Origin of the sequence: Bradyrhizobium ottawaense (genome assembly GCF_900099825.1) — a bacterium.
In the GTDB taxonomy this organism is placed as follows: Bacteria; Pseudomonadota; Alphaproteobacteria; order Rhizobiales; family Xanthobacteraceae; genus Bradyrhizobium; species Bradyrhizobium ottawaense_A.
Genome location: NZ_LT629693.1, coordinates 3537154 through 3562877, shown reverse-complemented (window position 1 = coordinate 3562877; position 25724 = coordinate 3537154). Strand labels below are relative to the sequence as shown.

24 protein-coding genes and 1 pseudogene are annotated in these 25724 nt (G+C 62.9%); 17 read left to right on the top strand and 8 right to left on the bottom strand.

Going from position 1 to position 25724, the window contains the following annotated elements; all coding sequences use genetic code 11:
- Positions 1-58 precede the first annotated feature (58 nt).
- Positions 59-2116 (bottom strand): acetoacetate--CoA ligase, encoded by a 2058-nt coding sequence (locus BLR13_RS16600; protein ID WP_074821763.1) that lies wholly within the window; start codon positions 2114-2116, stop codon positions 59-61.
- Positions 2117-2196: 80 nt separating this feature from the next.
- Here BLR13_RS16600 and BLR13_RS16595 point away from each other — a divergent pair, with 80 nt between their 5' ends.
- Positions 2197-3237, top strand: coding sequence for a glycoside hydrolase family 3 N-terminal domain-containing protein (locus tag BLR13_RS16595; protein ID WP_244525192.1), 1041 nt, complete (start codon positions 2197-2199; stop codon positions 3235-3237).
- A 28-nt stretch (positions 3238-3265) separates the two neighbouring features.
- Here the strand turns inward: BLR13_RS16595 and BLR13_RS16590 are convergent, their stop codons facing one another.
- Complete coding sequence (locus BLR13_RS16590; RefSeq protein WP_074831437.1) at positions 3266-4066, bottom strand: IclR family transcriptional regulator domain-containing protein; 801 nt, start codon at positions 4064-4066, stop codon at positions 3266-3268.
- Positions 4067-4154: 88 nt separating this feature from the next.
- On the opposite strand from BLR13_RS16590, the gene BLR13_RS16585 reads away from it, so the two are divergent.
- The 6 genes from BLR13_RS16585 to BLR13_RS16560 all read left to right on the top strand — a co-directional run bounded on the left by BLR13_RS16585 (position 4155) and on the right by BLR13_RS16560 (position 8557).
- Complete coding sequence (locus BLR13_RS16585) at positions 4155-5129, top strand: Bug family tripartite tricarboxylate transporter substrate binding protein (protein WP_074821769.1); 975 nt, start codon at positions 4155-4157, stop codon at positions 5127-5129.
- 73 nt (positions 5130-5202) lie between these two features.
- On the top strand, positions 5203-6258 hold the full coding sequence (locus BLR13_RS16580; protein ID WP_074821774.1) for an amidohydrolase family protein: 1056 nt from the start codon (positions 5203-5205) through the stop codon (positions 6256-6258).
- Complete coding sequence (locus BLR13_RS16575; protein ID WP_074821777.1) at positions 6258-7364, top strand: amidohydrolase family protein; 1107 nt, start codon at positions 6258-6260, stop codon at positions 7362-7364. Before BLR13_RS16580 ends, BLR13_RS16575 begins: the two co-directional genes overlap by 1 nt.
- 2 nt (positions 7365-7366) lie before the next feature.
- A complete protein-coding gene (locus BLR13_RS16570) occupies positions 7367-7792 on the top strand; it encodes a Rieske (2Fe-2S) protein (protein ID WP_074821780.1) in 426 nt (141 codons plus the stop codon).
- Positions 7789-8175, top strand: a complete 387-nt coding sequence (locus BLR13_RS16565) for a non-heme iron oxygenase ferredoxin subunit (protein ID WP_244525191.1) — start codon at positions 7789-7791, stop codon at positions 8173-8175. Before BLR13_RS16570 ends, BLR13_RS16565 begins: the two co-directional genes overlap by 4 nt.
- Positions 8176-8350: 175 nt before the next feature.
- A complete protein-coding gene (locus tag BLR13_RS16560; protein WP_074821786.1) occupies positions 8351-8557 on the top strand; it encodes a hypothetical protein in 207 nt (68 codons plus the stop codon).
- 45 nt (positions 8558-8602) lie between these two features.
- Here BLR13_RS16560 and BLR13_RS16555 read toward each other — a convergent pair whose 3' ends face one another.
- Complete coding sequence (locus tag BLR13_RS16555) at positions 8603-9013, bottom strand: hypothetical protein (protein WP_371722545.1); 411 nt, start codon at positions 9011-9013, stop codon at positions 8603-8605.
- A gap of 718 nt (positions 9014-9731) precedes the next feature.
- Here BLR13_RS16555 and BLR13_RS16550 point away from each other — a divergent pair.
- Positions 9732-10340 (top strand): helix-turn-helix transcriptional regulator, encoded by a 609-nt coding sequence (locus BLR13_RS16550; protein ID WP_074821791.1) that lies wholly within the window; start codon positions 9732-9734, stop codon positions 10338-10340.
- A gap of 178 nt (positions 10341-10518) precedes the next feature.
- Here BLR13_RS16550 and BLR13_RS16545 read toward each other — a convergent pair whose 3' ends face one another.
- The 3 genes from BLR13_RS16545 to BLR13_RS16535 form a co-directional block, all read right to left on the bottom strand.
- Entirely contained in the window at positions 10519-10764 is a 246-nt protein-coding gene (locus tag BLR13_RS16545) for a hypothetical protein (protein ID WP_074821794.1), read from the bottom strand.
- Positions 10765-11081: 317 nt separating this feature from the next.
- Positions 11082-11468, bottom strand: coding sequence for a response regulator (locus BLR13_RS16540; protein WP_074821796.1), 387 nt, complete (start codon positions 11466-11468; stop codon positions 11082-11084).
- A 288-nt stretch (positions 11469-11756) separates the two neighbouring features.
- On the bottom strand, positions 11757-12482 hold the full coding sequence (locus tag BLR13_RS16535) for a Crp/Fnr family transcriptional regulator (protein WP_074821799.1): 726 nt from the start codon (positions 12480-12482) through the stop codon (positions 11757-11759).
- Positions 12483-12660: 178 nt separating this feature from the next.
- On the opposite strand from BLR13_RS16535, the pseudogene BLR13_RS41725 reads away from it, so the two are divergent.
- The 8 genes and pseudogenes from BLR13_RS41725 to BLR13_RS16495 all read left to right on the top strand — a co-directional run.
- A pseudogene (locus tag BLR13_RS41725) lies at positions 12661-12973 on the top strand (response regulator); the annotation flags it as partial.
- Positions 12974-13247: 274 nt separating this feature from the next.
- Positions 13248-14957: a DUF1522 domain-containing protein gene (locus BLR13_RS16525; protein ID WP_074821802.1), complete on the top strand. Its 1710-nt coding sequence runs from the start codon at positions 13248-13250 to the stop codon at positions 14955-14957.
- A gap of 166 nt (positions 14958-15123) precedes the next feature.
- Positions 15124-15504 carry a flagellar biosynthesis repressor FlbT gene (gene flbT, locus BLR13_RS16520; protein WP_074831439.1) on the top strand — a complete coding sequence of 127 codons (381 nt, stop codon included), beginning with the start codon at positions 15124-15126 and terminating at the stop codon, positions 15502-15504.
- A gap of 502 nt (positions 15505-16006) precedes the next feature.
- Complete coding sequence (locus tag BLR13_RS16515; protein ID WP_074821805.1) at positions 16007-18742, top strand: hybrid sensor histidine kinase/response regulator; 2736 nt, start codon at positions 16007-16009, stop codon at positions 18740-18742.
- Positions 18743-18754: 12 nt separating this feature from the next.
- Positions 18755-19231 (top strand): chemotaxis protein CheW, encoded by a 477-nt coding sequence (locus BLR13_RS16510; RefSeq protein ID WP_074821808.1) that lies wholly within the window; start codon positions 18755-18757, stop codon positions 19229-19231.
- 42 nt (positions 19232-19273) lie between these two features.
- Entirely contained in the window at positions 19274-19660 is a 387-nt protein-coding gene (locus tag BLR13_RS16505) for a response regulator (protein ID WP_074821812.1), read from the top strand.
- Positions 19661-19689: 29 nt separating this feature from the next.
- Complete coding sequence (locus tag BLR13_RS16500) at positions 19690-20562, top strand: CheR family methyltransferase (protein WP_074821815.1); 873 nt, start codon at positions 19690-19692, stop codon at positions 20560-20562.
- A 3-nt stretch (positions 20563-20565) separates the two neighbouring features.
- The gene (locus BLR13_RS16495; RefSeq protein WP_074821824.1) at positions 20566-20889 is read left to right on the top strand and encodes a pilus assembly protein PilZ; all 324 of its coding nucleotides are present in this window, start codon (positions 20566-20568) and stop codon (positions 20887-20889) included.
- Positions 20890-20932: 43 nt separating this feature from the next.
- On the opposite strand, the gene BLR13_RS16490 is transcribed toward BLR13_RS16495, so the two are convergent.
- Positions 20933-21385 carry a hypothetical protein gene (locus BLR13_RS16490; RefSeq protein ID WP_074821828.1) on the bottom strand — a complete coding sequence of 151 codons (453 nt, stop codon included), beginning with the start codon at positions 21383-21385 and terminating at the stop codon, positions 20933-20935.
- Between the two features lie 154 nt (positions 21386-21539).
- Here BLR13_RS16490 and BLR13_RS16485 point away from each other — a divergent pair, with 154 nt between their 5' ends.
- Positions 21540-22175: a response regulator transcription factor gene (locus BLR13_RS16485; RefSeq protein ID WP_074821830.1), complete on the top strand. Its 636-nt coding sequence runs from the start codon at positions 21540-21542 to the stop codon at positions 22173-22175.
- 22 nt (positions 22176-22197) lie between these two features.
- On the opposite strand, the gene BLR13_RS16480 is transcribed toward BLR13_RS16485, so the two are convergent.
- Positions 22198-25701, bottom strand: coding sequence for a PAS domain S-box protein (locus tag BLR13_RS16480; protein ID WP_074821833.1), 3504 nt, complete (start codon positions 25699-25701; stop codon positions 22198-22200).
- Positions 25702-25724 lie beyond the last annotated feature (23 nt).

Sequence of the window (25724 nt, the reverse complement as noted above, 5' to 3'; positions counted from 1 at the left end):
GCCGGCTCTATGTAGGACCGAGAGTTGCTGCGTTCAACGGGCCGGGGGCCCGTTCAGCTCATGCTGCTCCGGCATTCTTCTGCAAGTGCTTCGCCGCGAAATCGAGATACCATTCGAGGCAGCCGGGATTGGCCATCGCGTCCTTGTTGATGACTTTCTCCAGCGGGTGGCCGAGCAGCAGTTTCTTGATCGGCAGTTCCTGCTTCTTGCCGGACAGCGTTCGCGGGATCTCGGCCACAGCGAAGATCTCGTTGGGCAGAAACCGCCGCGACAGCCCGGCTTCGATCGCGTTGTTGATGCGTGTCCGCATCGCGCGATCGAGCGCGAAACCTTCCCGCAGCACCACAAACAGCGGCATGTAGCTTTCGCGCCCGAGATATTCGAGGTCGACCACCATCGAGTCCAGCACCTCCGGCAGGGCCTCGATCGCCGAATACAGTTCGCTGGTGCCCATCCGCAGGCCGTGGCGGTTGATGGTGGCGTCGCTGCGGCCATAGATCACGCAGGAGCCGTCGGTGTTGATCTTGAGCCAGTCGCCATGGCGCCAGACCGCGCCGCGGCCGGTGCCGTCGAAATTGTCCGGGTAGGTATCGAAATAGCTGCCGCGGTAGCGCGCATCGCCGTCGTCGTTCCAGAATTTTAGCGGCATCGAGGGCATCGGCTCGGTGCAGACGAGTTCGCCGACTTCTTCGATGACGCCGCGGCCCCGCTCGTCGAAGGCCTCAACGGCGGCGCCCAGCAGCCGGCACTGCATCAGGCCCGGCGTCTGCGGCAATTCGGGGTTGGCGCCGATGAAGGCACCGGCGAAGTCGGTACCGCCGGACATGTTGGCCCAGAACATCCCGGCTTGCGCAATGCTGCCGTTGATTTCGGCGAGGCGGGCGAAGCGCGCGTTGAACCATTGCTGGGTGTCGGCAGACAGCGGCGAGCCGGTCGAGCCGAGCGCCCGCAGGCGCGACAGATCGCCGCTGGCGGCGAGGTCAATGTCGGCCTTGGTGCAACCGGCGAAGAACGCCGCCCCCGCGCCGAAGAACGTCGTCTTCGAATTCGAGACAAAGCGCCACAGCGTCGACCAGTCCGGATTTTCCTTCGACCCGCTTGGGCTGCCGTCGAAGATGCAGATCGTGGTGCCGTTGCGCAGGCCGGCGACCTGGCAATTCCACATGATCCAGCCGGTCGAGCTATACCAGTGATAACGCTCGCCGAACGATTCCGGCCGATAGCTGCAGCCGATATCGTTGTGCAGCACGTTCAGCGGCAATGCCACGATGACGACGCCGCCATGGCCGTGAACGATCGGCTTCGGAAGTCCGGTCGTGCCGCTGGAATAGACGATCCAGAGCGGATGATCGAACGGCAGCCAGTCCGGCTCGAACGCGTCGATCTCGGCGCCGGTCGCCGACAGGATTGTCGAGAGCAGGACATCGGAGCCCGTTGGGCGAACCGCGCCGTCGCGGTGGATGATGACATGCTCGACGCTCGGCAGCGACTGCCGCAACTCGTCGATCACCTGACGCCGGTCGTGGCGGCGGCCGGCATAGGTGACGCCGTCGCACGCGATCAGGATTTTGGGCTCGATCTGCTTGAACCGGTCGATCACGGCGGGCGCCGCCATATCGGGGGCGCAGACGCTCCATACCGCGCCGATGCTGGCGGTGGCGAGAAAGGCAATGATGGTCTCGGGGATGTTGGGAAGGTAGGCCGCGACGCGATCGCCGGAGCGGACGCCCCGGGCCCTGAGATGGATCGCCAGAGCGGCCGCCTTGCGCCGCAGCTCGGGCCAGCTTGTCTCTTTCAGGATGCCGTCTTCGCCGCAGGAAACGATCGCGGGCTGACCCGCGGCATGCGCCGCTTCGACATGCCGCAGCACCTGGCGCGCATAGTTGACCTCAGCGCCCGGGAACCAGACCGCGCCCGGCATCTTGCGCTGCGCCAGCACGGCGCGGTGCGGCGTCGGCGATCGCAGCTCGAAATAATCCCGGATGCTCTGCCAGAACGCGTCGAGCTCGCGAACCGACCATTGCCGCATTTCTTCATAGTCCGCGAAGTGCAGGCCGCGTTGCTCGCTGAGCCATTGGCGGTATCGCGCCATTTGCGGAATGGGTGGTGCTGTCATGATCTCTTCGACTCTTGCTGTGCCTGGCGGCTGCTGTTCAACCGAACGCTTTTAACATACAAGAATCGACAGGGAACGTCATGGCAGACAGGTCTTGGCCGGTTGGCGAAAGCGCGCGAATGCAGATCGGCGAACTCTTCATTCTCGGTTTCTTCGGCAAGACAATCCCGGCGTGGTTGCACGAATTCGGAGGTAGTTATGGCCTCGGTGGCGTGATCCTGTTCGACTACTCCTGCCAGACCCGGCAATACGACAACAACATCGAATCTCCCAAACAGGTGCGGCGGCTCTGCGGGGAGATCGCCCGCCTGCCGTCCCACCCGATGGTGTTCATCGACCAGGAGGGAGGATTGGTGCGGCGGCTGAAGGAAGGCCGCGGCTTTGCGCCGCTGCCGAGCGCGAAGGAATTCAATCATCTCGCTCCGGATCAAAAGCGCAAAATCCTGACGGCGAGTTTTGCCGAGATGCGGCAGCTCGGCATTCACTATGATTTCGCGCCCGTGATCGACGTCGACTACAATCCTGACAATCCGAATATTGGCCGGATCAAGCGGTCCTACTCCGCCGACATCGCCGAAGTCGAAGCCAATGCCCTGCTGGCCGGCGAGATCGCGCGCGAGCAGCGGATCGGCCTGTGCCTGAAGCATTTTCCCGGCATCGGCGGCGCGGTGGTGGATTCACACCAGGAGTTCATGGACATTTCGGATGCGCTGACGTCCGAACAGGAAGAGCTGTTCTATGCGCTGGCGCCCAGGATATTCGGCGATGCGGTATTGGTCAGTCACGCCATCGTCCGGCAATGGGACAAGGATCATCCGATGACCTTGTCGGCGGCAGGACTTGGCCGGTTGCGCAACCGTCTTCCCGACACGCTCCTGATTACCGACGACATGCAGATGCAGGGATTGCAGAAGGCGCTCGGCACAAGGGAGGCCAGCCTGCAATCGCTCCGGGCCGGCATGGATATGCTCTGCATCGGCAACAACCTGTTCGATCAGGAGCAGGATATGGCCGGTATCGCGGAACATGTCCGGCAAGCCGTGCGCGACGGAGTCTTGGCCGGTGCGGCGATCGCAAGATCGATCGAGCGGGTGCAAAAAAGAAAGACGCTTCTGGCATAGCGCCATGAGGCTTGGCCCTCTCGGGCCTTCAAACAACCAGATGCTGCTCGATCTGCTGGCCTGCCTTCATCAGCCGTGGCAGGAAATTCTTCACCAGGTCCTGCGGCGAATGCCGCGCCAGGTTGGTGGAGAGGTTGATCGCCGCCACCGTGTTTCCGTTCGGATCGCGGATCGGCACGGCGATGCCGCAGGCGCCGATTTCCAGTTCCTCGCCGACGAAGCTCCAGCCTTGCCGGCGCACGATGTCGATTTCGTGCATCAATTGTTGCACATCGGTCGTCGTCAGCCTGGTCCAGGCACGGCGCTCGGAGCCGTTGAGATTGGCCTCGCACGCTTCCGGCGAAAGTCCCGCCAGCAGAACCCGCCCCATCGAGCTGCAAAACGCGGGAATGCGGCTGCCGATGGTGAGGCCGCGTCGCAGCACGCTCGTGACCTCGGCCCTGGTGATGTAAATGACGTTGGCGCCATCCAGCACGGATATCGCGACCACTTCGTCGGTCTCGCGCGACAGGGTTTCGATGACGGGCTGCGCCACTTCCCGCAGCGTCAGCGAAGACAGATAGGAAAAGCCGAGTTGCAGCACGCGCGGCGTGAGCGTGAAGGCATCGCCGGACTGCTGCACGAATCCGAGCGCGATCAGCGTGTGCATCAGCCGCCGCACGCCGGCGCGGGACAGCCTGGTTCGTTTGGCGATGTCGCTCAGGCCGAGGCTACGCTCATGGTGGAAGGCCGCGATCACCAGCAGGCCCTTCGCAAAAGCCTCGACAAAGGTGTCGCTGCCAGCAGGCCATTTTGACGCATCGGTCCAGACGTCATCGATTCCAAGCACGGTTGCCAACTCCGTCGAACATGTTAGGTTGTTCGACAGTAGACCATACGTTCGATAGTCGAACAAGAAGAAACGGAAGGGAATGGAAATGGGGCGCGGCGTGAGGGGGAATTTGCTGGCTTTGGTGTTCGCGCTGGCGTGGGCGGTACCTGCCGTCGCCGACGGCTTTCCTTCCCGGACCATCAAGATTGTGGTGCCGGCCGCAGCCGGCGGGCCGACCCATATCACCGCCCAGCTGCTCGCCGAAAAGATGCAGGTGTCGCTCGGCCAGCCTGTCATCGTCGAGCCGAAGCCGGGTGCCGGCAACAATCTCGGCGCCGAGTTCGTCGCCAAGAGCCCGCCCGATGGTTACACGCTGTTGCTGGCGACGACCGGAACCCACGCCATCAACCAGACCCTGTTCAAGCATCTGCCGTTCGATCCGATCAAGGATTTCGAACCGGTGTCGCTGGTGGTGCAGTATCCGCTGCTGCTGGTCGTCAGCCCGGATCTTCCGGTCAATTCGGTCAAGGAGCTGATCGACTACGCCAAGAAGAATCCCGGCAAACTGAACCGGGCCTCGGGCGGCAACGGCACCTCGATGCATCTGTCCGGCGAGTTGTTCGTGCATCAGGCCGGCATCGATGCGCCGCATGTTCCTTACCGGGGAAGCGCGCCGGCGTTGAACGACCTGATGGGCAATCACGTGCAGCTGATGTTCGACTCCATGATCACGGCACTGCCGCTGGTCGAAGGCGGCAAGCTGCGTGCGCTCGCGGTCACCGGTAAGAAGCGCTCGCCGCTGTTGCCGAACATTCCGACGCTGGCCGAAAGCGGCTTGCCCGACTACGAGGCGACCGGCTGGACCGGAATCGTGGTGCCCGCCAAGACGCCGCCGGACGTCATCGCCACGCTCAATGCCGCGATCGTTCAGGCGCTGAAGTCGCCGGAACTGCAGCAAGCCTTCGAGAAGCAGGCCGCCGAACCCGTCGGCTCCACGCCCGCGGAGTTTGGCGCCTTCATCCGCAAGGAAACCGACAAGTGGGGCAAGACCATCCGGGAAGCAGGCATCAGCGTCGAATAGGGGGGCTGTCTCGGAGCCCTTCGCCGAGATGGGGGCCCGACGAAAGCGTCAAGCCGAAACAAGGAATGACCCGTTGTTGCGACAAGCCAACTCCTTTCCGAAGGTCGACTGCGACCTTCATCTGACGCTGCCGACGACCGGCGAATTGCTGCCGTTCCTCGACGCGTATTGGCACGAGCAGGTGACGAGCCGCGGCATCGATCGCCTGGAGTTGACCGGCGATATCTCGAATATGCCGGCCGCGGTCAGGCCGGACTGGCGAGGCCCGGCCACGCTCGAACTGGTACAGGCGCGGGCGCTGGATGCGTTCGACACCGATATCGCCATCTGCAATTGCCTCTACGGCGCGCAGGCGGTCTACAACGCGGATCTGGCCGCGGCGCTGTGCGGCGCGATGAACGACTGGCTGATCAGCAACTGGCTCAGCAAGGACGACCGGCTCCGCGCCTCCATCATCGTGCCATGGCAGCATGCCGAACTCGCCGCAAAGGAAATCGAGCGCCGCGCGCCCGATCGCCGCTTCGTCCAGGTGTTGCTGATGGTGATGGGCGATGCGCCGCTCGGCAAGCGGTCGATGTGGCCGATCTACGCCACGGCCGAAGCGCATGGTCTGCCGATCGGCGTCCACGCCGGCAGCACCTATCGCTTCGCGCCCTGGACCAACGGCTGGCCGTCATTCCGTATCGAGGACCAGGCGGCGCAAAGCGTCGGCTTCCAGACCCAGCTTCTCAGCATGATCGCCGAGGGCGTGTTCAAGGAATTTCCGAAGCTGCGGGTGGTGCTGACCGATTCCGGCGTAACCTGGCTGCCGTCCTTCCTGTGGCGCATCGACAAGCTCTGGCGCGGCCTTCGCATGGAAGTGCCCTGGGTCAAGCGCCCGCCGAGCGAAATCGTCGCGGAACATGTGCGGCTGACCATGCAACCGTTCGACGGTCCGGCCGATCCGCAGATCGCCAGGGAAATGATCGAACAGATCGGTGAGGAGATGATGCTGTTCTCGACCGACTTTCCGCACTGGAATTTCGAACAGGCCGAGTTCGCGCCTGCGGGATTCGACGCCGATCTGATGCGCCGGCTGCGAACGGAAAATCCGCTGAAAACCTATCCGCGGCTGCAGGAGACATCATGATGAGCGTCATCGAGAGCTCGCGCGCAGGTGCGGTCGCGAAAAGCGACGTCGGCATCATCGATTGCGACATTCATCCGCTGCCGAAGAATCCGAAGAGCCTCTATCCGTATCTCGCCCGCCGCTGGCAGGATCATTCGGAACAATTCGGCACGCATCTGCGCCAGCCGTTCATCAATACCACGCAGTATCCGCGGACGGCCCCGCTGATCTGCCGGCGCGATGCCTGGCCGCCGGCCGGCGGACCGCCGGGATCCGATCTGGCGTTCATGCAGCAGCAGCACCTCGATCCCTTTCACATCCTCAAGGCGATCCTGATCCCGTTGTTCGGCAACGTGGCCAGCGAGCGCAATCAGGATTTCGCCCGTGCGCTCGCCACCGCACACAATGACTGGCAGGTCGCCGAATGGCTCGATCGCGACGAGCGCCTTCGTGCCTCGCTGGTGGTGACGCAGGATGACCCGGTTGCGGCCGTGAAAGAGATCGAGCGCTGCGCCCGCGACGGCCGGTTCGTTCAGATCATGCTGGCGCCGCGCAGCAGCGAACCGCTGGGCCGGCAACGCTACTGGCCGATCTACGAAGCCGCACAGGCCCATGGTCTGCCGCTCGGCATTCACTCCTACGGCATCGGCGGTCACGCTTCGACCGGCGGCGGCTGGCCTTCGTTCTATATGGAAGAGCATTATGCGACGACGATGGGCGGTCCCGCCGTCATGAGCAGCATGGTGATGGAGGGTGTGTTCGAAAAGTTTCCGGCGCTCAAGGTCGTGCTGGTCGAAATCGGCTTTGCCTGGGTGCCGAGCTTCGTCTGGCGGCTCGACCGGCTGTGGGAGCGGATGAAGGGCGAAGTGCCGCATCTCACTTGCGCGCCCTCGGACTACGTCAAGAAGCACTTCTGGTACACGACACAGCCGATGGAAGAGCCGGGCCGGCCCGAGCAGCAGTTGCGGCGTTGCTTCGACTGGCTCGGTTGGGACCGGTTGCTGTTCTCGACCGATTATCCGCATTGGGACCAGGACGATCCTTCCTACGCCTTCAAGATGAAGTTGAGCCTCGCCGAGCGGAAACAGATCTGCCGCGGCAACGCCGAAAATTTGTACAGGTTCTAGCCATGCCGAAAGAGCGCGTCGGGCTCGTCAGTGAAATTCCTCCTGGCAGCAACAAGGTCGTGACGCTTCGCGGCCGGGAAATCGCAGTGTTCAATGTCGGCGGCGACTTCTATGCGCTGCTGAATCGCTGCCCGCACGAAGGCGCCAGGCTCAGCCGGGGCATCATCGTCGGACTGCCCGAATCGGAAGTGCCCGGCTGCTATCGGCTGTCGCGCCCCGGCGAAATACTGCGCTGTCCCTGGCATGGCTGGGAGTTCGATTTGCGCACCGGCAAATCGCACTGCGACCCGCAGGGGCTGTTTACCCGGCAGTACAAGACCAGCGTCGAACAGGAGACGTCGTCTCCGGACACCTGCGGCGATGGTGGACTGACCGCCGAAACGTTTCCGGTGATTATCGAGAAGGCGATCGTGTTCGTCGAATTGTGAGCACCGCCTCTGGTGGCCAGATCGATGGCCTGGGCGCAACGCACTTCAGAAAAAGGGACAGGATGCAAAACGGAGCTTGGCACTCGGTGTGCGCCATCGCCGAGATCGCGGCGGGTGCGATGATGGCCGTTGAAATCGGCGACCTGCAAATCGCGATCTACAATGTCGGCGGCGAGTTCTTCGCGACCGATAACGTCTGCTCGCACGAGTATGCGCTGCTGACGGACGGCCTGCTTGAGGACGATATGGTGGAATGCCCGCTGCACGGCGCCTGTTTCGACGTGAAGACCGGCAAGGCGCAGTGCGAACCGGCCGAAATTGATCTTCGCGTCTATCCGACGCGGCTGAGCGGGAACCGGGTCGAGATCTGCGTGGCGGATTGACGAGGGGCTTATCGGGTGTTTGGCGTATGGAACCGAGGCCCGGCTTGCTTGGGCCAGCCCTGCTGGGCCTTGACCGGCTAACCGAACGGCGATTGGTGCCGATCGGGCTGCGGAGATTTGTTGCTTTGGCGCCTTGTTCCGACTAAAAGGCGCCTTATCAACCGAAAGACGCACGATGGCCCACAACTACGCGATCAATGACGACGTCCATCACCAGCTGCAGGGCCCCCAGGGCCGCGCAACGGTGAAGGAACGAAGCGTCTATACCATCGTCTCCTGCCTGCCGATCGAATCCGACGGCCGCCCGCGCTACCGCATCAAGAGCAAATCCGAGAATGTCGAGCGCGTCGTGACCGAGGAACAGATCAGCCGGCTCGGCTGATCCGCTACCGTCTGAATCGATCAGCCACTTCCTAAGCAGGCCTTGCTATTGCGCCTTGTCGTGCGCCGCGATGCCGATCGCCTTGTAGTCGTAGGTCGGATAGAACTCGGTGCGATAGCTGCCCCAGGCGGTATTCTCGAAGATGCGATTGACCTCGCGTAGCCGCGACGCCGGCAGGCGCAGCGTCACCACCTGGCCGATCCCCATCATCACATACCAGCTGACGACTTCGATGCCGGCCGGCGGGAAAGCCTTGTAATAGCCCTGCCGCTCAAGCTGTGCATTGAGTTCGCTTAACGGGCGGGACTGATCGTGCTTCAGGAACACGGTGAGCATCACGGCATTGTCGGCCGTGGCTGCGGCATTCTCCGCCGGTGCGGGTGCGGTCTGCGCCAAGACGCTTGAACTGAACAAGGCGGCTGAACCGAACGTCAGGGTTCCGGCCAGCGCAGCCATCGCCATCCAATGTCCCTTGCCTTGCAACATCGCCGTCTCCCGCCTGAATGATGTGCCGGATGATTGAGGACCTCGATCATCGCGAGGCCGGCAAAGCCTGTAAATCGGAATCGGCGCGAAAAGCGGCCGTGTGCGGCCGGCGGCGACGGTGTTTCTACGGTCGATTGTGAAGCAACTCACAGGGGCGCCCCGGCGTCCGCGCTATCCAAGGTGCCACGCGGGCCGCCTCGGCCCGCCGGGTGGGACCGATGAAAACGCGACGGCTGGCGCTTTGGTGGTTCAGGTTCGTGGTCTCGGGTCGGTTCCTGGGAAAATTCCTCAAGCGGCCGCGCACCTGACGTCGCGCAATCGTAACGACGTCCAAACCCCAATCCGGCCGGGGCGTCCAAAATTTCAACCCCCGAAGGGCGCCCGGACCGCGGGCTCGCGCATCACGCCTGGCTGCGGTGCGGCAGGGCTGCGCAGGCCGTCAAAATCGATCGGACTCCATTAGAAACGTAAATGCGGTCCCAGTGAAAATACGGGGTAACGTGCGCGGCCATAAATTTATTTGATCGGTAGAATTACCGGATTCCGGACCAAAATGCGCCGTTTGCGGATGTTTTCGCGCATTTTTTCTCAACTTCGGCCATCGCAGCGGTCGAGTACCGGGTTGCCCCGTATTCTTACTGGTGAGGAAATTAACCATGAACGAGAATGGAGCCGATAACTTGGTTATATGTCCCAAGCAGACGATCGAGCCGCCGATTCGCACTTTTCAAAGTGGGTGAAGGACATCACGCCCCTCGAAGACAATCTCGACTTGGTCCATCTGTCCGCCGCGCGGGTCAGGGCGACGGAGGAGGCCGGTGCTGCGATCGCCCGGCGGTTGAATGGTCCGCTGACCGCGCTGCTGCTCTACATGAACGAGATCAAGCAGCACAGCCACCAATTTTCGCAGGCGCCCGGCAATCGCGTTTACCTGCAACAGGTCGTCGAGAACGCGCTTCAGCAGACCGAACGTGTCTGCGCCCTGCTCAAGCAGATCTCGGATAGTCACCCGGCGGCTGCCGATGGCGATCACCAGCAAGGCCAGGGCGGCCGCAGCCGGGATGTCGGGCGTACGCCGGGAGTGATGTTCGCGACCGAGTCCGGTCAGAAGCCGCTGACGAAGCGCGAGCGCGAAGTGCTCAGCCTGATCAGCGAAGGTTGCTCCAACAAGCAGGGCGCCTTGCGAATGAACATCAGCCCGCGGACGTTCGAGAGCCATCGCGCTGAGGCGATGCGCAAGCTCGGCGCCCGCAACACCGCCGATCTCGTGCGCAAGGCGTTGCTGCAGCCTGCCTGATCTATCAACCGTCATGCTCCATGCAGCCACCGTCGGGCTCGCGGACGAAGTGCGTCTTCTGCCTTACGCGAGCCGGCAGCCACCCTCGGATCAAGTCCGAGGCATGCTTCGCTCGGGAACGCTATGGCCGGCGGACGCCTGAACAGGCGCGTTGCGGCGTGGACAGCGCCGTTGCTGCCTAGCAGCGGTCTTCCAGGAAGGAGCGGACGCGAGGCGACGGCCGTAACGCGGCGGTGGCCCTGGGCCCTTCCGGGATGATCGTGATCGTCCATGCGGCCGGAACGCTCGCCTTGTTTTCCACGATCGATCGAACGTGGCCGGTGACCGCCGAGCCGGCGGCGCGAGCGGTTGCGGTTCTGCCGTTGAACTGCGCGATACGGAAACGCCGCACTTCCTTCTGATCGCTCGTTTCAAACGTGAACATGAGGTACTCCTTCAGTCCACGCGACTATCGCCAGTCAAGATTAGCTGTCTGTGAAAATCTGACGCCGTAGAAGTACGGCCAGGGTGCACGATGGCGCCGGGCGCACGGCCCTGCCATGTTCGAAACGGATCCTGCGATGCGGGAATGCCTGCCGATGCCGGCCAGGTCCGCGAAGATTACGCGATGCGGATTTGCGGTCGCGGGGGCATTTTCGAGCGAAGCTGCCCTCGGATTTGATCCGGGGGCGGGTACCGGTTCGTATGGAGCAAGCGCGTGAAAACAAAATCCGGTGCGGGGACATCGCGCCCCGGCAGAGGTTATTCGTTGGGAAATACCGCTTCCATCTTGGTCCTCAGCGTCGCCGCGTTGAACGGCTTGACGATGTAATTGCTTACGCCGGCTTTCTTCGCGGCGATGACGTTCTCGGTCTTGGATTCTGCCGTGATCATGATGAAGGGCGTCTTCGAGAATTCCGGACTGGCGCGGACTTCCTTGAGCAGGTCGTAGCCGGTCATCGGTTCCATGTTCCAGTCGGAGATCACGAGGCCGTATCGCTTGGTCTGCAATTTGGCCAGCGCCGCCGATCCGTCGCTGGCATCGTCGACGTTCTCGAATCCAATCTGCTTGAGAAGATTGCGGATGATGCGGATCATGGTGCTGTAGTCATCGACCACCAGGATCGGCATCGACAAATCAAAAGCCATGTCTTTAACTCCGCGCAATTCACAAGCCGCTGAACACGGGTGAATGCGCGCAGCATGCGAAAAGGCTTCGCCGCTTTTCTCGTACTCGCACCCGTCAGCAGCGTGACAAATATCAGGGCTCATTGAACAGCGCGTTAATTCCGGGCTGGACCGATCGGCCGCGAAACCCCCTGGCTGGCAGTAATTATACGGGGTAAGCGGCCGCCGATTGCGGCCCGGCACAATCCTCGCGCGCAAGGTGGCGGGGAACCTATCAGAGCGATCGGGACACGGCCGGTGCGCAGGTCATCACGCCGCCGCGCAGCGGATGTGCGGGTGCAGCAGCCTCGTGTACTGGGCCTTCACGGTTCCGTAGCATTCGCAGGAGGTCCTGATCAGGCCGTCCAGATTGGTAATCTCGATATGCCCGCGGCTGTAGTGGATGAAGTTCGCCTGCTGCAGCGTGCTGGCCACCAGCGATACGCTGTTGCGGCGGGCGCCGATCATCTGCGCCATTGATTCCTGGGTCAGCACCAGCTTGTCGCTGCCGGACAGGTCGCGCGTCTGCAACAGGCATCGCGCCAGCCGGGACTCCACCGTGTGGGAGGCGTTGCAGCCCGCGGTTTGCTGAATCTGCGCATAGACTGCCAGTCCATGTCGAGCCAGTGCGGCGCGGAGCGTTGCGCTCTGGTCGGCCGCGGCGCGAAGCTGGTCGATGTCGATCGTCGAGGCTACCCCGGGTACCAGCACCACCGCGCTGTTCAGCGCGACGGCGTCGCCGAGGGCGGAGAACGAACCGAATATGCTGTCGCGACCGACCATAGCGACCTGAACGTGTTCGCCGCGTGCGAGCTTGACCACCAGCGAAATCACGCCACGGTGCGGGAGATAAGCGCGTTTGAGCGTCTCGTCGACTTCAACCAGCACCATCTCCTGCTGGAGATCGGTGGTGCGCAAATGTGGGCGGATCAATTCGAAGTCGTCCGCAGTCAGCGAAGACAAAAATCCATTCGGGGAACGGGGGGCTGATTCCACAGCAGTCTCCCTGTTTATAGGTATGGCCTCGTAGCCAAAGCCTTGCGGATCAAGCCGTCTCTGGCGCTGGCTCCCAATACGTACACTCCGAATTCGCCGATGATGATCCTGGCCCGTAAGGTTGGCAAGGAGAATTGACAGGCTTTTCGACCGGGTCGTTAGACGATCGGAGTAGCCCGAACGCCACGGCTTTGAAGTAGCGGTCGCCGATGGCGGCGAAGCCGGGCATCGCGCGCCGGAAGCTGCGGGTTCGACCGGATGATCGTCGATATCTTCGTGCCGCACATGCGTGGTTTCGAATCGGTCAGGACATTTCACGAGCGCGCGCCGGCGATTCCGCTGATCGCAATGTCCGGTCGCGCCTTCGCCAACCTCGACTGACCGGCGCCGGACTTCCTGCGCATGGCGCGCGAACGCGGAACGGTGCGTTGCCCGCGCATGCCGCTCACGCCAATAGCTTTGCCGATGTCATCAATGAGTGTCTCGCCGAAGTCAGTTCGCGCTTCGCAGGCGTTGTCCGGTCGAGCCAGCCGTCGCAGGCTTCGTATCGCAGACTTTGTGCAGACGTCGTGACGCGCGCATGCGGCATGCGCCGTTTAGGATCTGTTTACCATAAGCCGAGTTGCCGATTTTTTTTGACGTGAAGGGTATTTGTACGGAGCGTCCGTTAACGAAAGCGTAGGCTCCGCGGGGACAGGGTGGCACGATCGCCGAATGAATGTTTCGGCGTTGCGTCAATCGTGTTCATCCAGAAGGATATGAGTTATGTCAGGTATCGTCCTCTCCTCGTCGGTTCGCCAGAACCTGCTCTCGCTGCAGTCCACCGCTGATCTGCTCGCGACCACCCAGAACCGTCTCTCGACCGGCAAGAAGGTCAACACGGCTCTCGACAATCCGACCAACTTCTTCACCGCGGCGAAGCTCGACAACCGCGCTAGCGACATCAACAACCTGCTCGATGGTATCGGCAACGGCGTGCAGGTGCTGCAGGCTGCCAACACCGGCATCACCTCGCTGCAGAAGCTGGTGGACAGCGCCAAGTCGGTTGCCAACCAGGCTCTGCAGACCCAGGTCGGCTATTCGAGCAAGTCGAGCTTCTCGGTTTCCCTCGGCGCGGGTGCAACCGCCACCAACCTGTTCGGCGGCAACTCCTACGTCTCGGCGACCCTGACCGGCGTGGCAGCGACCGACGCGAACGCCGCCGCTTTGGCCTCTACCGGCTCGCTGACCTTCACCGCTGCCTCTACCTCGATTTCAGCGACGATCGCCAACGGCGACACGTTGACGGTCGATGGCCACACCATCACCTTCAAGACCGGTGCGCCTCCGGCGGCTGGCTCGGTCCCCGCCGGCTCCGGCGTCAGCGGCAACATCGTCACCGACGGTTCCGGCAACTCGTCGGTCTATCTCAATGCGGGTGCGGGCAAGGTCAGCGACCTCCTCACCGCGGTTGACCTTGCCACCGGCGTGCAGACGGCTACGTTCACCGGCGGCGGCAACGCCACCATCGCCGCCTCCGTCCCCGCTACCGGCACCGCCGCCGCGGTCACTGGCGGCAAGCTCGTGATCTCGACCGGCACCGCCGCCGACCTTGCGATCAGCTCGAGCAATGCGAACTTGCTGGCCTCGCTCGGCATCGGCACCGGCGGCGCGACCACGACCCTGGCGCGCACCGCCTCGACCAACTCGAACCTCGCCATCGGCACGGTTCTCGACGTCGCGGCGGTCGGCACCGGCACGGCAACGTCGATCACGTTCGGCACCGGCGCCGGCCAGGTCAAGGACCTCAACGGTCTGAACGCCGCACTGGCCTCCAACAACCTGCAGGCCACGGTCGATGCCTCCGGTACGCTGACGATCCAGACCAACAACGACAACGCTTCGCTTCAGATTGGCGCTCTCACCGGCAGCACCAATCTGTTTAACGGCAAGTCGGCCTCGGCTCCCGTGCAAGATGCGGCTGCTCAAGCCACGCGCGCCAATCTGGTTGGTCAGTTCAATAACATCCTGTCGCAGATCACCACGACCTCGAAGGATGCGTCGTTCAACGGTGTCAACCTCCTGAATGGCGACTCGCTGAAGCTGGTGTTCAACGAGACCGGCAAGTCGACGCTGAACATCACGGGCACGACCTTTGACGCGGCGGGCCTCGGCCTTGCCAACTTGACCGTCGGTACGGACTTCATTGACAACAATGCCACGAACAAAGCGTTGGCGTCACTGAGCAGCGCTTCCGACTCGCTCCGAGCCGAAGCGTCCGCGCTGGGTTCGAACCTGTCGATCGTGCAGATCCGCCAGGACTTCTCGAAGAACCTGATCAACGTGCTGCAGACCGGCTCGTCGAACCTGACGCTGGCCGACACCAACGAGGAAGCGGCGAACAGCCAGGCGCTGTCGACCCGCCAGTCGATCGCGGTGTCCGCGCTGTCGCTGGCCAACACGTCGCAGCAGAGCGTGTTGCAGCTGCTCCGCTAAGTTCGGCCACGACTTCATCGATCAAGGCGGCGGGGGAAACCCCGCCGCCACCCTCGATCCCAAATCCCTGAAGATCAGATGGCGGCTCGCTTGCCGCGCATTTGCAAGATGCTTCGCAAACGTCGTGAGCACTACGCTCGCGCGCGTCTTCGAACGGGAGAAGACTGTGCCGTTACGTGTCGAACTTAAACCGTTTGAACGGATCGTGATTGGCGAAACTGTTCTCGTCAATTCTGGCACGCGCACCTCGTTCCTGGTCGACGGCGATGCGCCGATCCTTCGCGAAAAAGACACCGTCACACCCGAGAACGCCAATACGCCTGCCAAGCGGCTCTATCTCTGCGTTCAGACCATGTATCTGAAGAATGACATCCCGCGATACCGGATGGCTTATCAGGGTTTCCTGCGCGACCTGCGCGAGACCAATCCGGGCGATCGCCTTGCGATCGACAGCGTCAACAGTCATGTGATTGCCGGAACGCTCTACAAGGCGCTCAAGGAAATCCGGAAGTTGATGAAGCGCGAGGAAGCGCTGCTCGCGGCCTGATACCGGCCGACTGCCCCGAGACGACGTTTTCCAATTCGTCGCGTGTGATCGTCGCGCGTCCGCACGAAACGTCGATATCTCCCGCATCACCAAAACTGTCTGATACGCCACGTATTCGCGCGTGGCCGGCGATGATGCCTACGCGAGTCCGCCTGCCTGAGACTCCAGGCGATAGCGAAGCGCCGAGACGTCGTAAACGTCCGATAGATGCCGAACGCATTTGTTGCAAAATTGAATGATGTTTCAGGTCGCGGCGCTGCGGCAGATAAAGAATGTCGGAGAAATATTCCGAACGCCTATGGTTACAGGTGTAACGTGACTTTCATGTCATTCGCCACGCGCGCCGTTGTTGAAGTTGCATGCGATCGCGAACGCGCGCAGGCGGATAGTGAAAATTCGCTTCCTCCGTATTTGCACGGACAACGAAATTAACGTCGTCGTGAAACCCGGACAGGTATGCCTGAGAAGCGACCGTGACATGAATTTTGGAAGGCATGCTCTGATGGATGATTTGTTGCGGGAGTTCCTGACCGAGACCAGCGAGAGCCTGGATACGGTCGATAATCAATTGGTGCGGTTCGAGCAGGACCCGACTGACGCCAAGATCCTGGATAACATCTTCCGCCTGGTTCACACCATCAAGGGCACCTGCGGCTTCCTGGGCTTGCCGCGGCTCGAAGCGCTGGCCCATGCCGGCGAGACCCTGATGGGCAAATTCCGCGACGGCATGCCGGTGACGGCCGGCGCCGTGACGCTGATCCTGTCCTCGATCGACCGCATCAAGGAAATCCTCGCCGGCCTCGAGGCCACCGAGACCGAGCCGGAAGGCACCGACGAAGACCTGATCGAGAAACTGCACGCGATGGCCGAAGGCGCCGCGCATGCCGCGGTTGAAGCCGCACCGGTACCGGTGGTCGCCGCACCTCCGGTTGCACCCGCAGCGCCCGCGGTCGCGCAGGGCACGCTGGTCGATCAGGTGCTGGAGCGTCCGCTGCGTCCCGGCGAAGTCTCGCTCGACGACCTCGAACGCGCCTTCCGCGAGACCGCCATCGAAGTCGCGCCGCCTGCGCCCGCACCCGCACCGGTCGTCAAGGCCGCCGAGCCGGAGACGGCCCCCGAGCCGCGCGCCAAAGCCAAGCCGTCGAAGAAGGCGGTCGCCGCCGAGACCGACGTCCAGGAAGCCGACAAAATCGCCAACCAGTCGATCCGCGTCAACGTGGACACGCTGGAACACCTGATGACCATGGTCTCCGAGCTGGTGCTGACCCGCAACCAGTTGCTCGAGATCTCCCGCCGCAACGAGGACACCGAGTTCAAGGTGCCGCTGCAGCGGCTCTCCAACGTCACCGCCGAACTGCAGGAAGGCGTCATGAAGACGCGGATGCAGCCGATCGGCAACGCCTGGCAAAAGCTGCCCCGCATCGTCCGCGACCTCTCGGGCGAACTCGGCAAGCAGATCGAGCTGGAGATGCACGGCGCCGACACCGAGCTGGACCGCCAGGTGCTCGACCTGATCAAGGATCCGTTGACGCACATGGTGCGCAACTCCGCCGACCACGGTCTGGAGACGCCCACTGAGCGCGCCGCCGCCGGCAAGCCCGAGCAGGGCACCATCCGTCTCTCCGCCTACCATGAAGGCGGCCACATCATCATCTGCATCGCCGACAACGGCCGCGGGCTCAACACCGAGCGGATCAAGGCCAAGGCCGTTCAGAACGGTCTGGTCTCCGAGTCCGATCTGGAGAAGATGACCGAAGCCCAGATCCACAAGTTCATCTTCGCGCCGGGCTTCTCCACCGCCGCCGCCGTCACCTCGGTCTCCGGCCGCGGCGTCGGCATGGACGTGGTGCGCACCAATATCGACCAGATCGGCGGCACCATCGACATCAAGTCGGTGGCCGGCGAGGGCTCTTCCGTCACCATCAAGATCCCGCTGACGCTGGCCATCGTCTCGGCCCTGATCGTGGAAGCCGCCGGCGACCGCTTTGCGATCCCGCAGCTGTCGGTGGTCGAGCTGGTTCGCGCCCGCGCCAACTCCGAACACCGCATCGAGCGCATCAAGGACACCGCCGTGCTCAGGCTGCGCAACAAGCTGTTGCCGCTGATGCACCTGAAGAAGCTGTTGAAGATCGACGACGGCTCCTCGTCCGACCCCGAGAACGGTTTTATCGTGGTCACGCAGGTCGGCAGCCAGACCTTCGGCATCGTGGTCGACGGCGTGTTCCACACCGAAGAGATCGTGGTCAAGCCGATGTCGACCAAACTGCGGCACATCGACATGTTCTCCGGCAACACCATTCTGGGTGACGGCGCCGTGATCATGATCATCGACCCCAACGGCATTGCCAAGGCGCTCGGCGCGGCAGGCTCCGCCTCGCGCGAGCTCGCCGACGAGCATGCCGCGGCGCACGCCTCCTCGGGCGAGCAACTGACCTCGCTGTTGGTGTTCCGCGCCGGCTCCAATCAGCCCAAGGCGGTGCCGCTCGGGTTGGTGACCCGTCTGGAAGAGATCGCCACCGACAAGATCGAACTCTCGAACGGCCGCTACATGGTGCAGTACCGCGAGCAGCTGATGCCGCTGGTGCAGATGGACGGGGTGACGGTCCAGACCTCAGGCTCGCAGCCGATCCTGGTGTTCGCCGACGACGGCCGCTCGATGGGGCTCGTGGTTGACGAGATCATCGACATCGTCGAGGAGCGGCTGCACATCGAGGTGGCGGGCTCGCAGTCCGGCATCCTGGGTTCGGCCGTGATCAAGGGCCAGGCCACCGAAGTGATCGACGTCGGCCACTTCCTCCCGATGGCGTTCGCCGACTGGTTCTCGCGCAAGGAGATGCGGCCCTCGATGTCGGCGCAGTCGGTGCTGCTGGTCGACGACTCGGCGTTCTTCCGCAACATGCTGGCGCCGGTGCTGAAGGCTGCCGGCTACCGGGTGCGGGTCGCCCCCAACGCCCAGGAAGGCCTCACCGCGCTGCGCTCGGGCCAGACCTTCGACGTGGTGCTGACCGACATCGAGATGCCCGACATGAACGGGTTCGAGTTCGCCGAAGTGATCCGCGCCGACCAGCATCTGAGTTCGATGCCGATCATCGCTCTGTCCTCGATGGTGTCGCCGGCGGCGATCGAGCGCGGCCGGCAGGCCGGCTTCCACGACTACGTCGCCAAGTTCGACCGTCCCGGCCTGATCGCGGCGCTGAAGGAACAGACCGCCGCCCCCGAGATCAGGCACGCGGCTTAAGGGCAATAGATCATGACAACGACCAAGACCGAGACCATCGAGGGCACCGTGGCCGAATACGTCACCGCGGTGATCGGCGGGCAATTGTTCGGCCTGCCGATCTCCCGCGTCCAGGACGTGTTCATGCCGGAACGGCTGACGCGGGTGCCGCTGTCGTCGGCGGAGATCGCGGGCGTGCTCAATTTGCGCGGCCGCATCGTCACCGTGGTCGACATGCGCGCCCGGCTCGGCCTGCCGAAGAACGAAGACGGCAAGCCGCCGATGGCGGTCGGCGTCGATCTGCGCGGCGAGTCCTACGGCCTGCTGATCGATCAGATCGGGGAGGTTCTCAGGCTCCGCGATGACAGCCGCGAGGAAAATCCCGTCAACCTCGATCCCCGCATGGCCAAGCTCGCCGGCGGCGTCCACCGGCTCGACGGCCAGCTCATGGTCGTCCTCGACGTCGATCGCGTCCTCGAAATCGTGCCCAAAGCAGCCCTCGCAGCATAGCCCCATCGGCATGCGCCGCTCGTCAGACAAGGAGGCCCAGAAATGAAAACCTGTCTCGTCGTCGATGATTCCAGCATCGTCCGCAAAATTGCGCGCCGCATCCTGGAAGAGATGTCTTTTCAGGTCATCGAAGCCGAAGACGGTGTAGACGCGCTGGTCGTCTGCAAGCGCGCCATGCCGGAGGCCATCCTGCTCGACTGGAACATGCCCGTGATCGACGGCTACCAGTTCCTCGGCCATCTGCGCCGCATGCCCGGCGGTGAGACGCCCAAGGTCGTGTTCTGCACCACAGAGACCAGCATCGACCACATCTCGCGCGCGATCGACGGCGGTGCCAACGAATACATCATGAAGCCGTTCGACAAAGGCATCGTGACTGCGAAATTCCAGGAAGTCGGCCTGATCGAGTTGACGGAACCGACGGTCTAAATTCTTTCCGCTTGCCCTTGAGAGGCCCCGTGACCCCGCCAGACTATGAGTATCTGCGTAAGCTCTTGAAGGATCATTCCGGTCTCGACCTGTCCGCAGACAAGCAATATCTGATCGAAAGCCGCCTGCTTCCGCTGTCGCGCAAATGCGGCCTGCCTGGCATCAGCGAACTCGTGCAAAAGATGAAGGGTGGCTCGTCCTCCCTGATCGCCCAGGTGGTCGAAGCCATGACCACCAACGAAACCTTCTTCTTCCGCGACAAGGTGCCGTTCGATCACTTCCGCGATTCGATCGTGCCGGAGATCATGAAGGCGCGTGCAAATCGCAAAACGATCCGGATCTGGTGCGCGGCCGGTTCGACCGGCCAGGAGCCGTATTCGCTCGCGATGAGCCTGAAGGAAATGGGCGCTACGCTTGCCGGATGGCGGGTCGAAATCATCGCGACCGACCTGTCCCAGGAAGTGCTGGAGAAATCCAAGGCGGGCATCTACAGCCAGTTCGAGGTCCAGCGCGGCCTTCCGATCCAGTTGCTTGTGAAATATTTCAAGCAGAACGGCGAGCTCTGGCAGATCGGCGCCGACATTCGCGCCATGGTTCAGCACCGGCAGCTGAACCTGCTGCACGATTTTTCCCAGCTCGGGGCATTCGATATCATCTTCTGCCGCAACGTCCTGATCTATTTCGACCAGGACACCAAGATCAACATCTTCGGCCGCCTCGCCAGGACGATGGAACAGGATGGCTTCCTGGTGCTGGGTGCAGCGGAAACGGTTGTCGGCTTGACGGATGTGTTCAAGCCGTTTCCGGACAAGCGCGGGCTCTACCGGCCGACCGGCGCGCGCGCCGCCAATGCACCGGCCGCAACGGCACCGCCAAAAGTGGCGGCGATGGCAGGACGCTGAGGAATGTCAGAAGACAACAAGGGAACCGAGCGCGTCACGTTCAGCCGGGGCTATGATGTCTGCATCATGGCCATCGACGGCACGTGGCGTCGCGATTGCCTGCTAAACGCGATCTCGGACAACGACGCGACCTTGACCGTTGAAGGCTCGATTCAGGGCCTCAATCTCAAGGAGTTCTTCCTGTTGCTGTCATCGACCGGTCTTGCCTACCGCCGATGCGAACTGGTTCGCGTCAACGGCACGGAAATGGACATTCATTTCCTGAGGGGCAAGCATGGCAAGAAGCCGTCGGGCGGGACGTCGAAAACCGAAGAAATGACGAACTGAGGCGATCGCGCCTCGGGCTTGAGCGCGGCGTCGATTTTCTCCATCATCTCGTGGCGGAGTCCCGATCGGCCGGCGCGCCGGTGGCATGCTGGACGCCAGGCCGTCGCTGCGGCAGAGGGCCGATCGCGCGAGACGATCGGTCACGCAGGACATCGCGAGCCCCGCAAGAAAGCGGGACTTCGCCATACCCGCTGGTGCCGCGCCTGGGCGTCCTGGAATCCAGCAGGGAGTGGAGGGCGATGCCGAGATTGGCGTCGCAGGCTTTCAGCGCCGCGGTCGCCTTGACATAGCGCGGCGAGACGTCGTCCAGCACAATGACATTGGCGGCGTTTTCCTGGCTGCCGGGCGAGGTTTCCCGGACCATCGTTTGTTCGATCAGTCGCAGGCTCGCCTGGACATGCTCGATCAGGCTGACGAGGTCTGATACGACCGATCGATAGCTGTCATTCTGACCGTCGGTTCCGGACTCGATGCCGTCACCTGCTGCATTCTGCATGGGTACACTCCTTACTCTGTTGTTTAAGGGGCGCGTCGCTACTTGTGCGTTAAGCCAACGTCCCGTACAAATACTGGTGCGTTTCGATCGGGTATGGAGTTGAATACCGTCACCTGAGTATGCGTCATGATTCACTACGCACGGACGATGAAACATGGCTGAAAAGGCCCTCTCCCGCGGGGAGATCTTCGTGGTCGACGACGATCCGGCCGTCCGCGACACGCTGTCGATGGTCCTGACGGCGGGCGGCTATCAGGTCATCTGTTTCGCAGACGGCGCCGCCTTGCTCGCGGTTGCGAGAAGCCGGACGCCATCCTGCATCCTGCTCGACGTGAATATCCCCGGCAAATCCGGCCTCGACATTCTGAAGGAGCTTCACGGCGAGGACTATCCCGCGCCGATCTTCATGATCTCGGGGCAAGGCGACATCGCGATGGCAGTCACCGCCATCAAGAACGGCGCGCTGGACTTCATCGAAAAGCCGTTTCGCGGCAGCGAAATCGTGGCGCGACTGGACGAAGCGATCGAGGCATTTGCCCGCCGGCAGGCAGAAAATTCCGCATCGCGGATTGCGACGCTGCATTTTCCGGGACGCGAACCACTGACGCGACGCGAGCGCGAGGTGCTGGAGCAGTTCACCGCGGGCGCATCCAACAAGGAAGCGGGACGCCATCTCGGGATCAGCCCGCGCACGATCGAGGATCACCGCGCCAATATCATGAAGAAGCTCGGAGCGCGGAACGCCGCCGATCTGGTGCGGATCGTGATGACCATCCAGCGTCAGGCCTGACCGGCGCAAAAAGAGACCGTGCTCAGTCGGCGAGCGCTTTCCGGACCATGATCGCCATATCCGATTTGCGGTAGGGCTTGGCGAGCAGCAGCACGCCCTCGTCGAGCCGGCCGTGATGGATGATCGCGTTTTCCGTATAGCCCGACGTGAACAGCACCTTCAGCCCGGGCTTGAGCCTCAATATTTCGTTGGCGAGCTGGCGACCGTTGATGCCGGGCATGATCACGTCGGTGAAAAGCAGATCGAAGGGATGGCCATCATTGGCGATCGCGAGCGCCTCTGTCGCGTTCGCCGCGTCCAGCGTGACGTAGCCCAGCGAATGAAGCTGGGTCAGCACATAGTCGCGCACCAGCTTGTCGTCTTCCACGACCAGGATTGTCTCGTGACCGCCCTCGACGACAGGCGCCGGCGTCGGTTCGGCGGCCAGCAATGTGCCCGAGGCCGGCGGCAGATACATCTTGATCGTCGTCCCGTGGCCCTCCTCGCTGTAGATCATGATGTGTCCGGCCGATTGCTTGACGAAGCCGTACACCATGCTCAGCCCGAGGCCGGTGCCCTTGCCGGGACCTTTCGAGGTGAAGAACGGATTGAACACCTTGTCGAGCATGTTGGCCGGAATGCCGGTCCCGGTGTCGCTCACCGCGATCAGGGCGTAGCGGCCCGGCCGGACGTCGCTGTGCGTCCTGGCGTAATTCTCGTCGAGCACGACGCCCCCGGTCTCGATGATCAGCTTGCCGCCATCCGGCATGGCGTCGCGGGCATTGAGCGCGAGATTGAGGATTGCGGTGGCGAGCTGATTGGGATCGACCAGGGCCGGGCACACCTCGTCCTCGAACACCGATTCGATTTCGACGTGCTCGCCGAGCGTTCGCTGCAGCAATTTGGCGGTGTCGATGATCAGCGTGTTGACGTCGGTCTCCCGCGGTTCCAGCGGCTGCTTGCGGGCGAAAGCCAGCAGATGCTGGGTGAGGTCGGCGCCCCGTGACGCCGCTTCGTCGATCATCCGCGTGATCGCGGCCAGTTGCGGCTCGCCTTTGACCGCGTCGGCCAGGATTTCGATCGTTCCCGTGATCACCGTCAGGATGTTGTTGAAGTCATGCGCAATGCCGCCGGTGAGCTGGCCGACGGCTTCCATCTTCTCGGCCTGCCTGATCCTGTCCTCGGTGGCGATCTTGTCGGTCAGATCGCGCATGAAGCAGTTGAATACAAATCCGTCGCGGGTCTTCAACGCCGTGATGCTCAACTCGGCAGTGAATTCATTTCCGTCGCGCCGTCGCGCCTGGACCTCGCGGCGGGGCCTTGCAACCTGTTCGAGCCCGGACTTCAGAAAGTGTCCCAGGCCTGTCTGAACCGGACCCTCGGTCGGATCCGGGGCGATCATTTCGAAAACGTTCCTTCCGAGCACGTCCGCCCGTGGCCATCCGAAAATGACCTCGGCCTGCGAATTCCAGTCCCGGATGATGCCGTGTTCGTCGGTCTGGACGAAGGCATCGAGCGCGGAATTGATGATGCCGCGGGCGAGCTGCTCGCTTTCGCGCAAGGTCTCCTGCACCAGCCGGCCTTCGGTCATGTCGCGGCCGACGAAGAAAAACCGCTTGCCCGGTTCGGACCAGGTCCCGAGCCAGGACAGCCATACGGCTCGTCCGCTCTTGTGGATGCAACGCGTATCGGAAATCTTCGGACGCAGCCCGCGCCGTGCCGCGCGCATCTCCTCGCGGGCATTCTCAAGATGATCGGGGTGGATGAAGTCAGTCCCGCTGCGGCCGATCATTTCCTCGGGCCGAAACCCCAGAATGGCCTCGCAGCTCGGGCTGACCTGGACCAGAAATCCGCGAGAATCCATCACCAGGATCAAGTCCTGCGAGGTCTCGAAGATGCGACGAAGTTCCTCGGTCTGTTGGCGCAACACCTGCCGGGTCTTGTTGCTGTCGGTGATGTCGCGCGCCACCTTGGAGATGCCGATGGTCGCTCCCGAGGGCGCCTTGATCGGGGAAATACTGAGCGAGACCTCGATCGGCGTGCCGTCCTTCCGCAGCCGAACCGTCTCGTTGTGCTCGATGCTTTCGCCCCAGCCGATGCGGCGCAGGCTGTCCTGTACCTCCGACAACCGGTCGTCGGGTACGAGCAGCCTGATGCTTTGACCGGTGGTTTCGGCCGCTGAATAGCCAAACAGACGCCCGGCGGCCGAATTCCAGCCGGTGATGGTGCCGTCGAGAGACATTGTAATGATGGCGTCGTTGGACGATTCGACCGCCGCGCTGAACAGGCGCTCGCGTTCCGCATGGTGATCGCGCGACGCTATGGTGCGGCGGTGCTCCTGAACCTCGCGTTCGAGCGCGACCGCTTTGGCATTGGCTTCCTCCATCACATGCGCAAACGCGCGCCCGAGCACGCCGGTCTCGCCGCGCGCATCGACCGGGATCACCGCCGTCCCGCTACGGGCGGCGGCTTCGACGGCCCTGGTCAACTGGACGATCGGCCGGGTCAGCGATCGCGCGATCAGCAGTGCCAGCACGGCTGCGCACAATACGGCGATCAATCCGACGGTGATCGAGCTCTTCTGGATCGCCTGCGCCGGCGCCATGACGACGGCATTCGGTACCGATTCGATGACCGCGGTCCACTCGCTGCCGGCCAGAAGGGTAGGCGCAAAAGCCTCGCCGCCGGGGCGCCCGGCCTCCGTCTGCACGATCTGTGCGAAGCCTTTCGCGACGCCGATCGACGCCGCCAGATCCGGAAAGTCTTTCCGCCAGTCGGTCGGTGTACCCAGTTGCGAACCGAATTCGCGCGCCCGGTCGGGATGAACGAGATAGTTGCCCCTGGCGTCGACCACGTAGATGCTTTCGCCAGGCCGGACCGACGACCGGACGCGGTCGAGCCCGGGCCGCATATCGGCCGTGGCGATGACAATGCCGAACGGCTTGCCGTTGGGCGCGAGGACCGGCATCGCAATCCGCATCGTCGGCACATGCGGGTTCTCGATGACACCATTCTCTTCGTTCAAATCGACCGGCGAGACGTAGATTTCATTCGTTGCCAGTTTGATCGTGTCGCGGAAATACGGCGCGTCGCCGACTTGCTTCAACTCTGCATCCGGCACGACGCGGACGGCGCCGTTCGGACCTGAGCGATCGATGCGGACGATTTCGCGGTGGCTATCCGCAACGCCGATGACGCGGAGCGAATAGGCCGGCCGCAGCGACATCTGGGCGGCCAACCGGCTTTCCAGCCGTTCGCGCCAGAGCGCCTCGGACGTGCCATCGGTTGGATCGATCCCGCCATTGAGACGCGCCCGCATCAATCCCGTCACCGCCGCCAGCCCATGGAAGGTGGCGATGTCGCCGCGCCCGGTGCGGACCTGGGACTCCAGCTCGCTGGCGGCCAACCGCGAATGGGTCTCGATCCGATCGAGCACGCGCGGCAGGACGGCCTGTTCCAGGCTCCGATAGCTCAGCCATCCGACCGCGGATACCGCGATCGCGACCAGCGCAATCATCGCGATGGCAAGCCTGGTTGTCAGCGTCATCTTGCTTTCGCGTGCCCTCCCGT

What these genes read in the sequence shown, in the direction of transcription:
- BLR13_RS16550 (WP_074821791.1), top strand. Translation starts at nt 9,732, where the DNA reads ATGTCCCAAGCAGACGATCGAGCCGCCGATTCGCACTTTTCAAAGTGG.
- BLR13_RS16485 (WP_074821830.1), top strand. Translation starts at nt 21,540, where the DNA reads ATGGCTGAAAAGGCCCTCTCCCGCGGGGAGATCTTCGTGGTCGACGAC.
- BLR13_RS16540 (WP_074821796.1), bottom strand. Translation starts at nt 11,468, where the DNA reads ATGGCTTTTGATTTGTCGATGCCGATCCTGGTGGTCGATGACTACAGC.
- BLR13_RS16585 (WP_074821769.1), top strand. Translation starts at nt 4,155, where the DNA reads ATGGGGCGCGGCGTGAGGGGGAATTTGCTGGCTTTGGTGTTCGCGCTG.
- BLR13_RS16515 (WP_074821805.1), top strand. Translation starts at nt 16,007, where the DNA reads ATGGATGATTTGTTGCGGGAGTTCCTGACCGAGACCAGCGAGAGCCTG.
- BLR13_RS16510 (WP_074821808.1), top strand. Translation starts at nt 18,755, where the DNA reads ATGACAACGACCAAGACCGAGACCATCGAGGGCACCGTGGCCGAATAC.
- BLR13_RS16480 (WP_074821833.1), bottom strand. Translation starts at nt 25,701, where the DNA reads ATGACGCTGACAACCAGGCTTGCCATCGCGATGATTGCGCTGGTCGCG.
- BLR13_RS16555 (WP_371722545.1), bottom strand. Translation starts at nt 9,013, where the DNA reads ATGGCTGCGCTGGCCGGAACCCTGACGTTCGGTTCAGCCGCCTTGTTC.
- BLR13_RS16600 (WP_074821763.1), bottom strand. Translation starts at nt 2,116, where the DNA reads ATGACAGCACCACCCATTCCGCAAATGGCGCGATACCGCCAATGGCTC.
- BLR13_RS16495 (WP_074821824.1), top strand. Translation starts at nt 20,566, where the DNA reads ATGTCAGAAGACAACAAGGGAACCGAGCGCGTCACGTTCAGCCGGGGC.
- BLR13_RS16490 (WP_074821828.1), bottom strand. Translation starts at nt 21,385, where the DNA reads ATGCAGAATGCAGCAGGTGACGGCATCGAGTCCGGAACCGACGGTCAG.
- BLR13_RS16570 (WP_074821780.1), top strand. Translation starts at nt 7,367, where the DNA reads ATGCCGAAAGAGCGCGTCGGGCTCGTCAGTGAAATTCCTCCTGGCAGC.
- BLR13_RS16525 (WP_074821802.1), top strand. Translation starts at nt 13,248, where the DNA reads ATGTCAGGTATCGTCCTCTCCTCGTCGGTTCGCCAGAACCTGCTCTCG.
- BLR13_RS16505 (WP_074821812.1), top strand. Translation starts at nt 19,274, where the DNA reads ATGAAAACCTGTCTCGTCGTCGATGATTCCAGCATCGTCCGCAAAATT.
- BLR13_RS16560 (WP_074821786.1), top strand. Translation starts at nt 8,351, where the DNA reads ATGGCCCACAACTACGCGATCAATGACGACGTCCATCACCAGCTGCAG.
- BLR13_RS16575 (WP_074821777.1), top strand. Translation starts at nt 6,258, where the DNA reads ATGAGCGTCATCGAGAGCTCGCGCGCAGGTGCGGTCGCGAAAAGCGAC.
- BLR13_RS16545 (WP_074821794.1), bottom strand. Translation starts at nt 10,764, where the DNA reads ATGTTCACGTTTGAAACGAGCGATCAGAAGGAAGTGCGGCGTTTCCGT.
- BLR13_RS16595 (WP_244525192.1), top strand. Translation starts at nt 2,197, where the DNA reads ATGGCAGACAGGTCTTGGCCGGTTGGCGAAAGCGCGCGAATGCAGATC.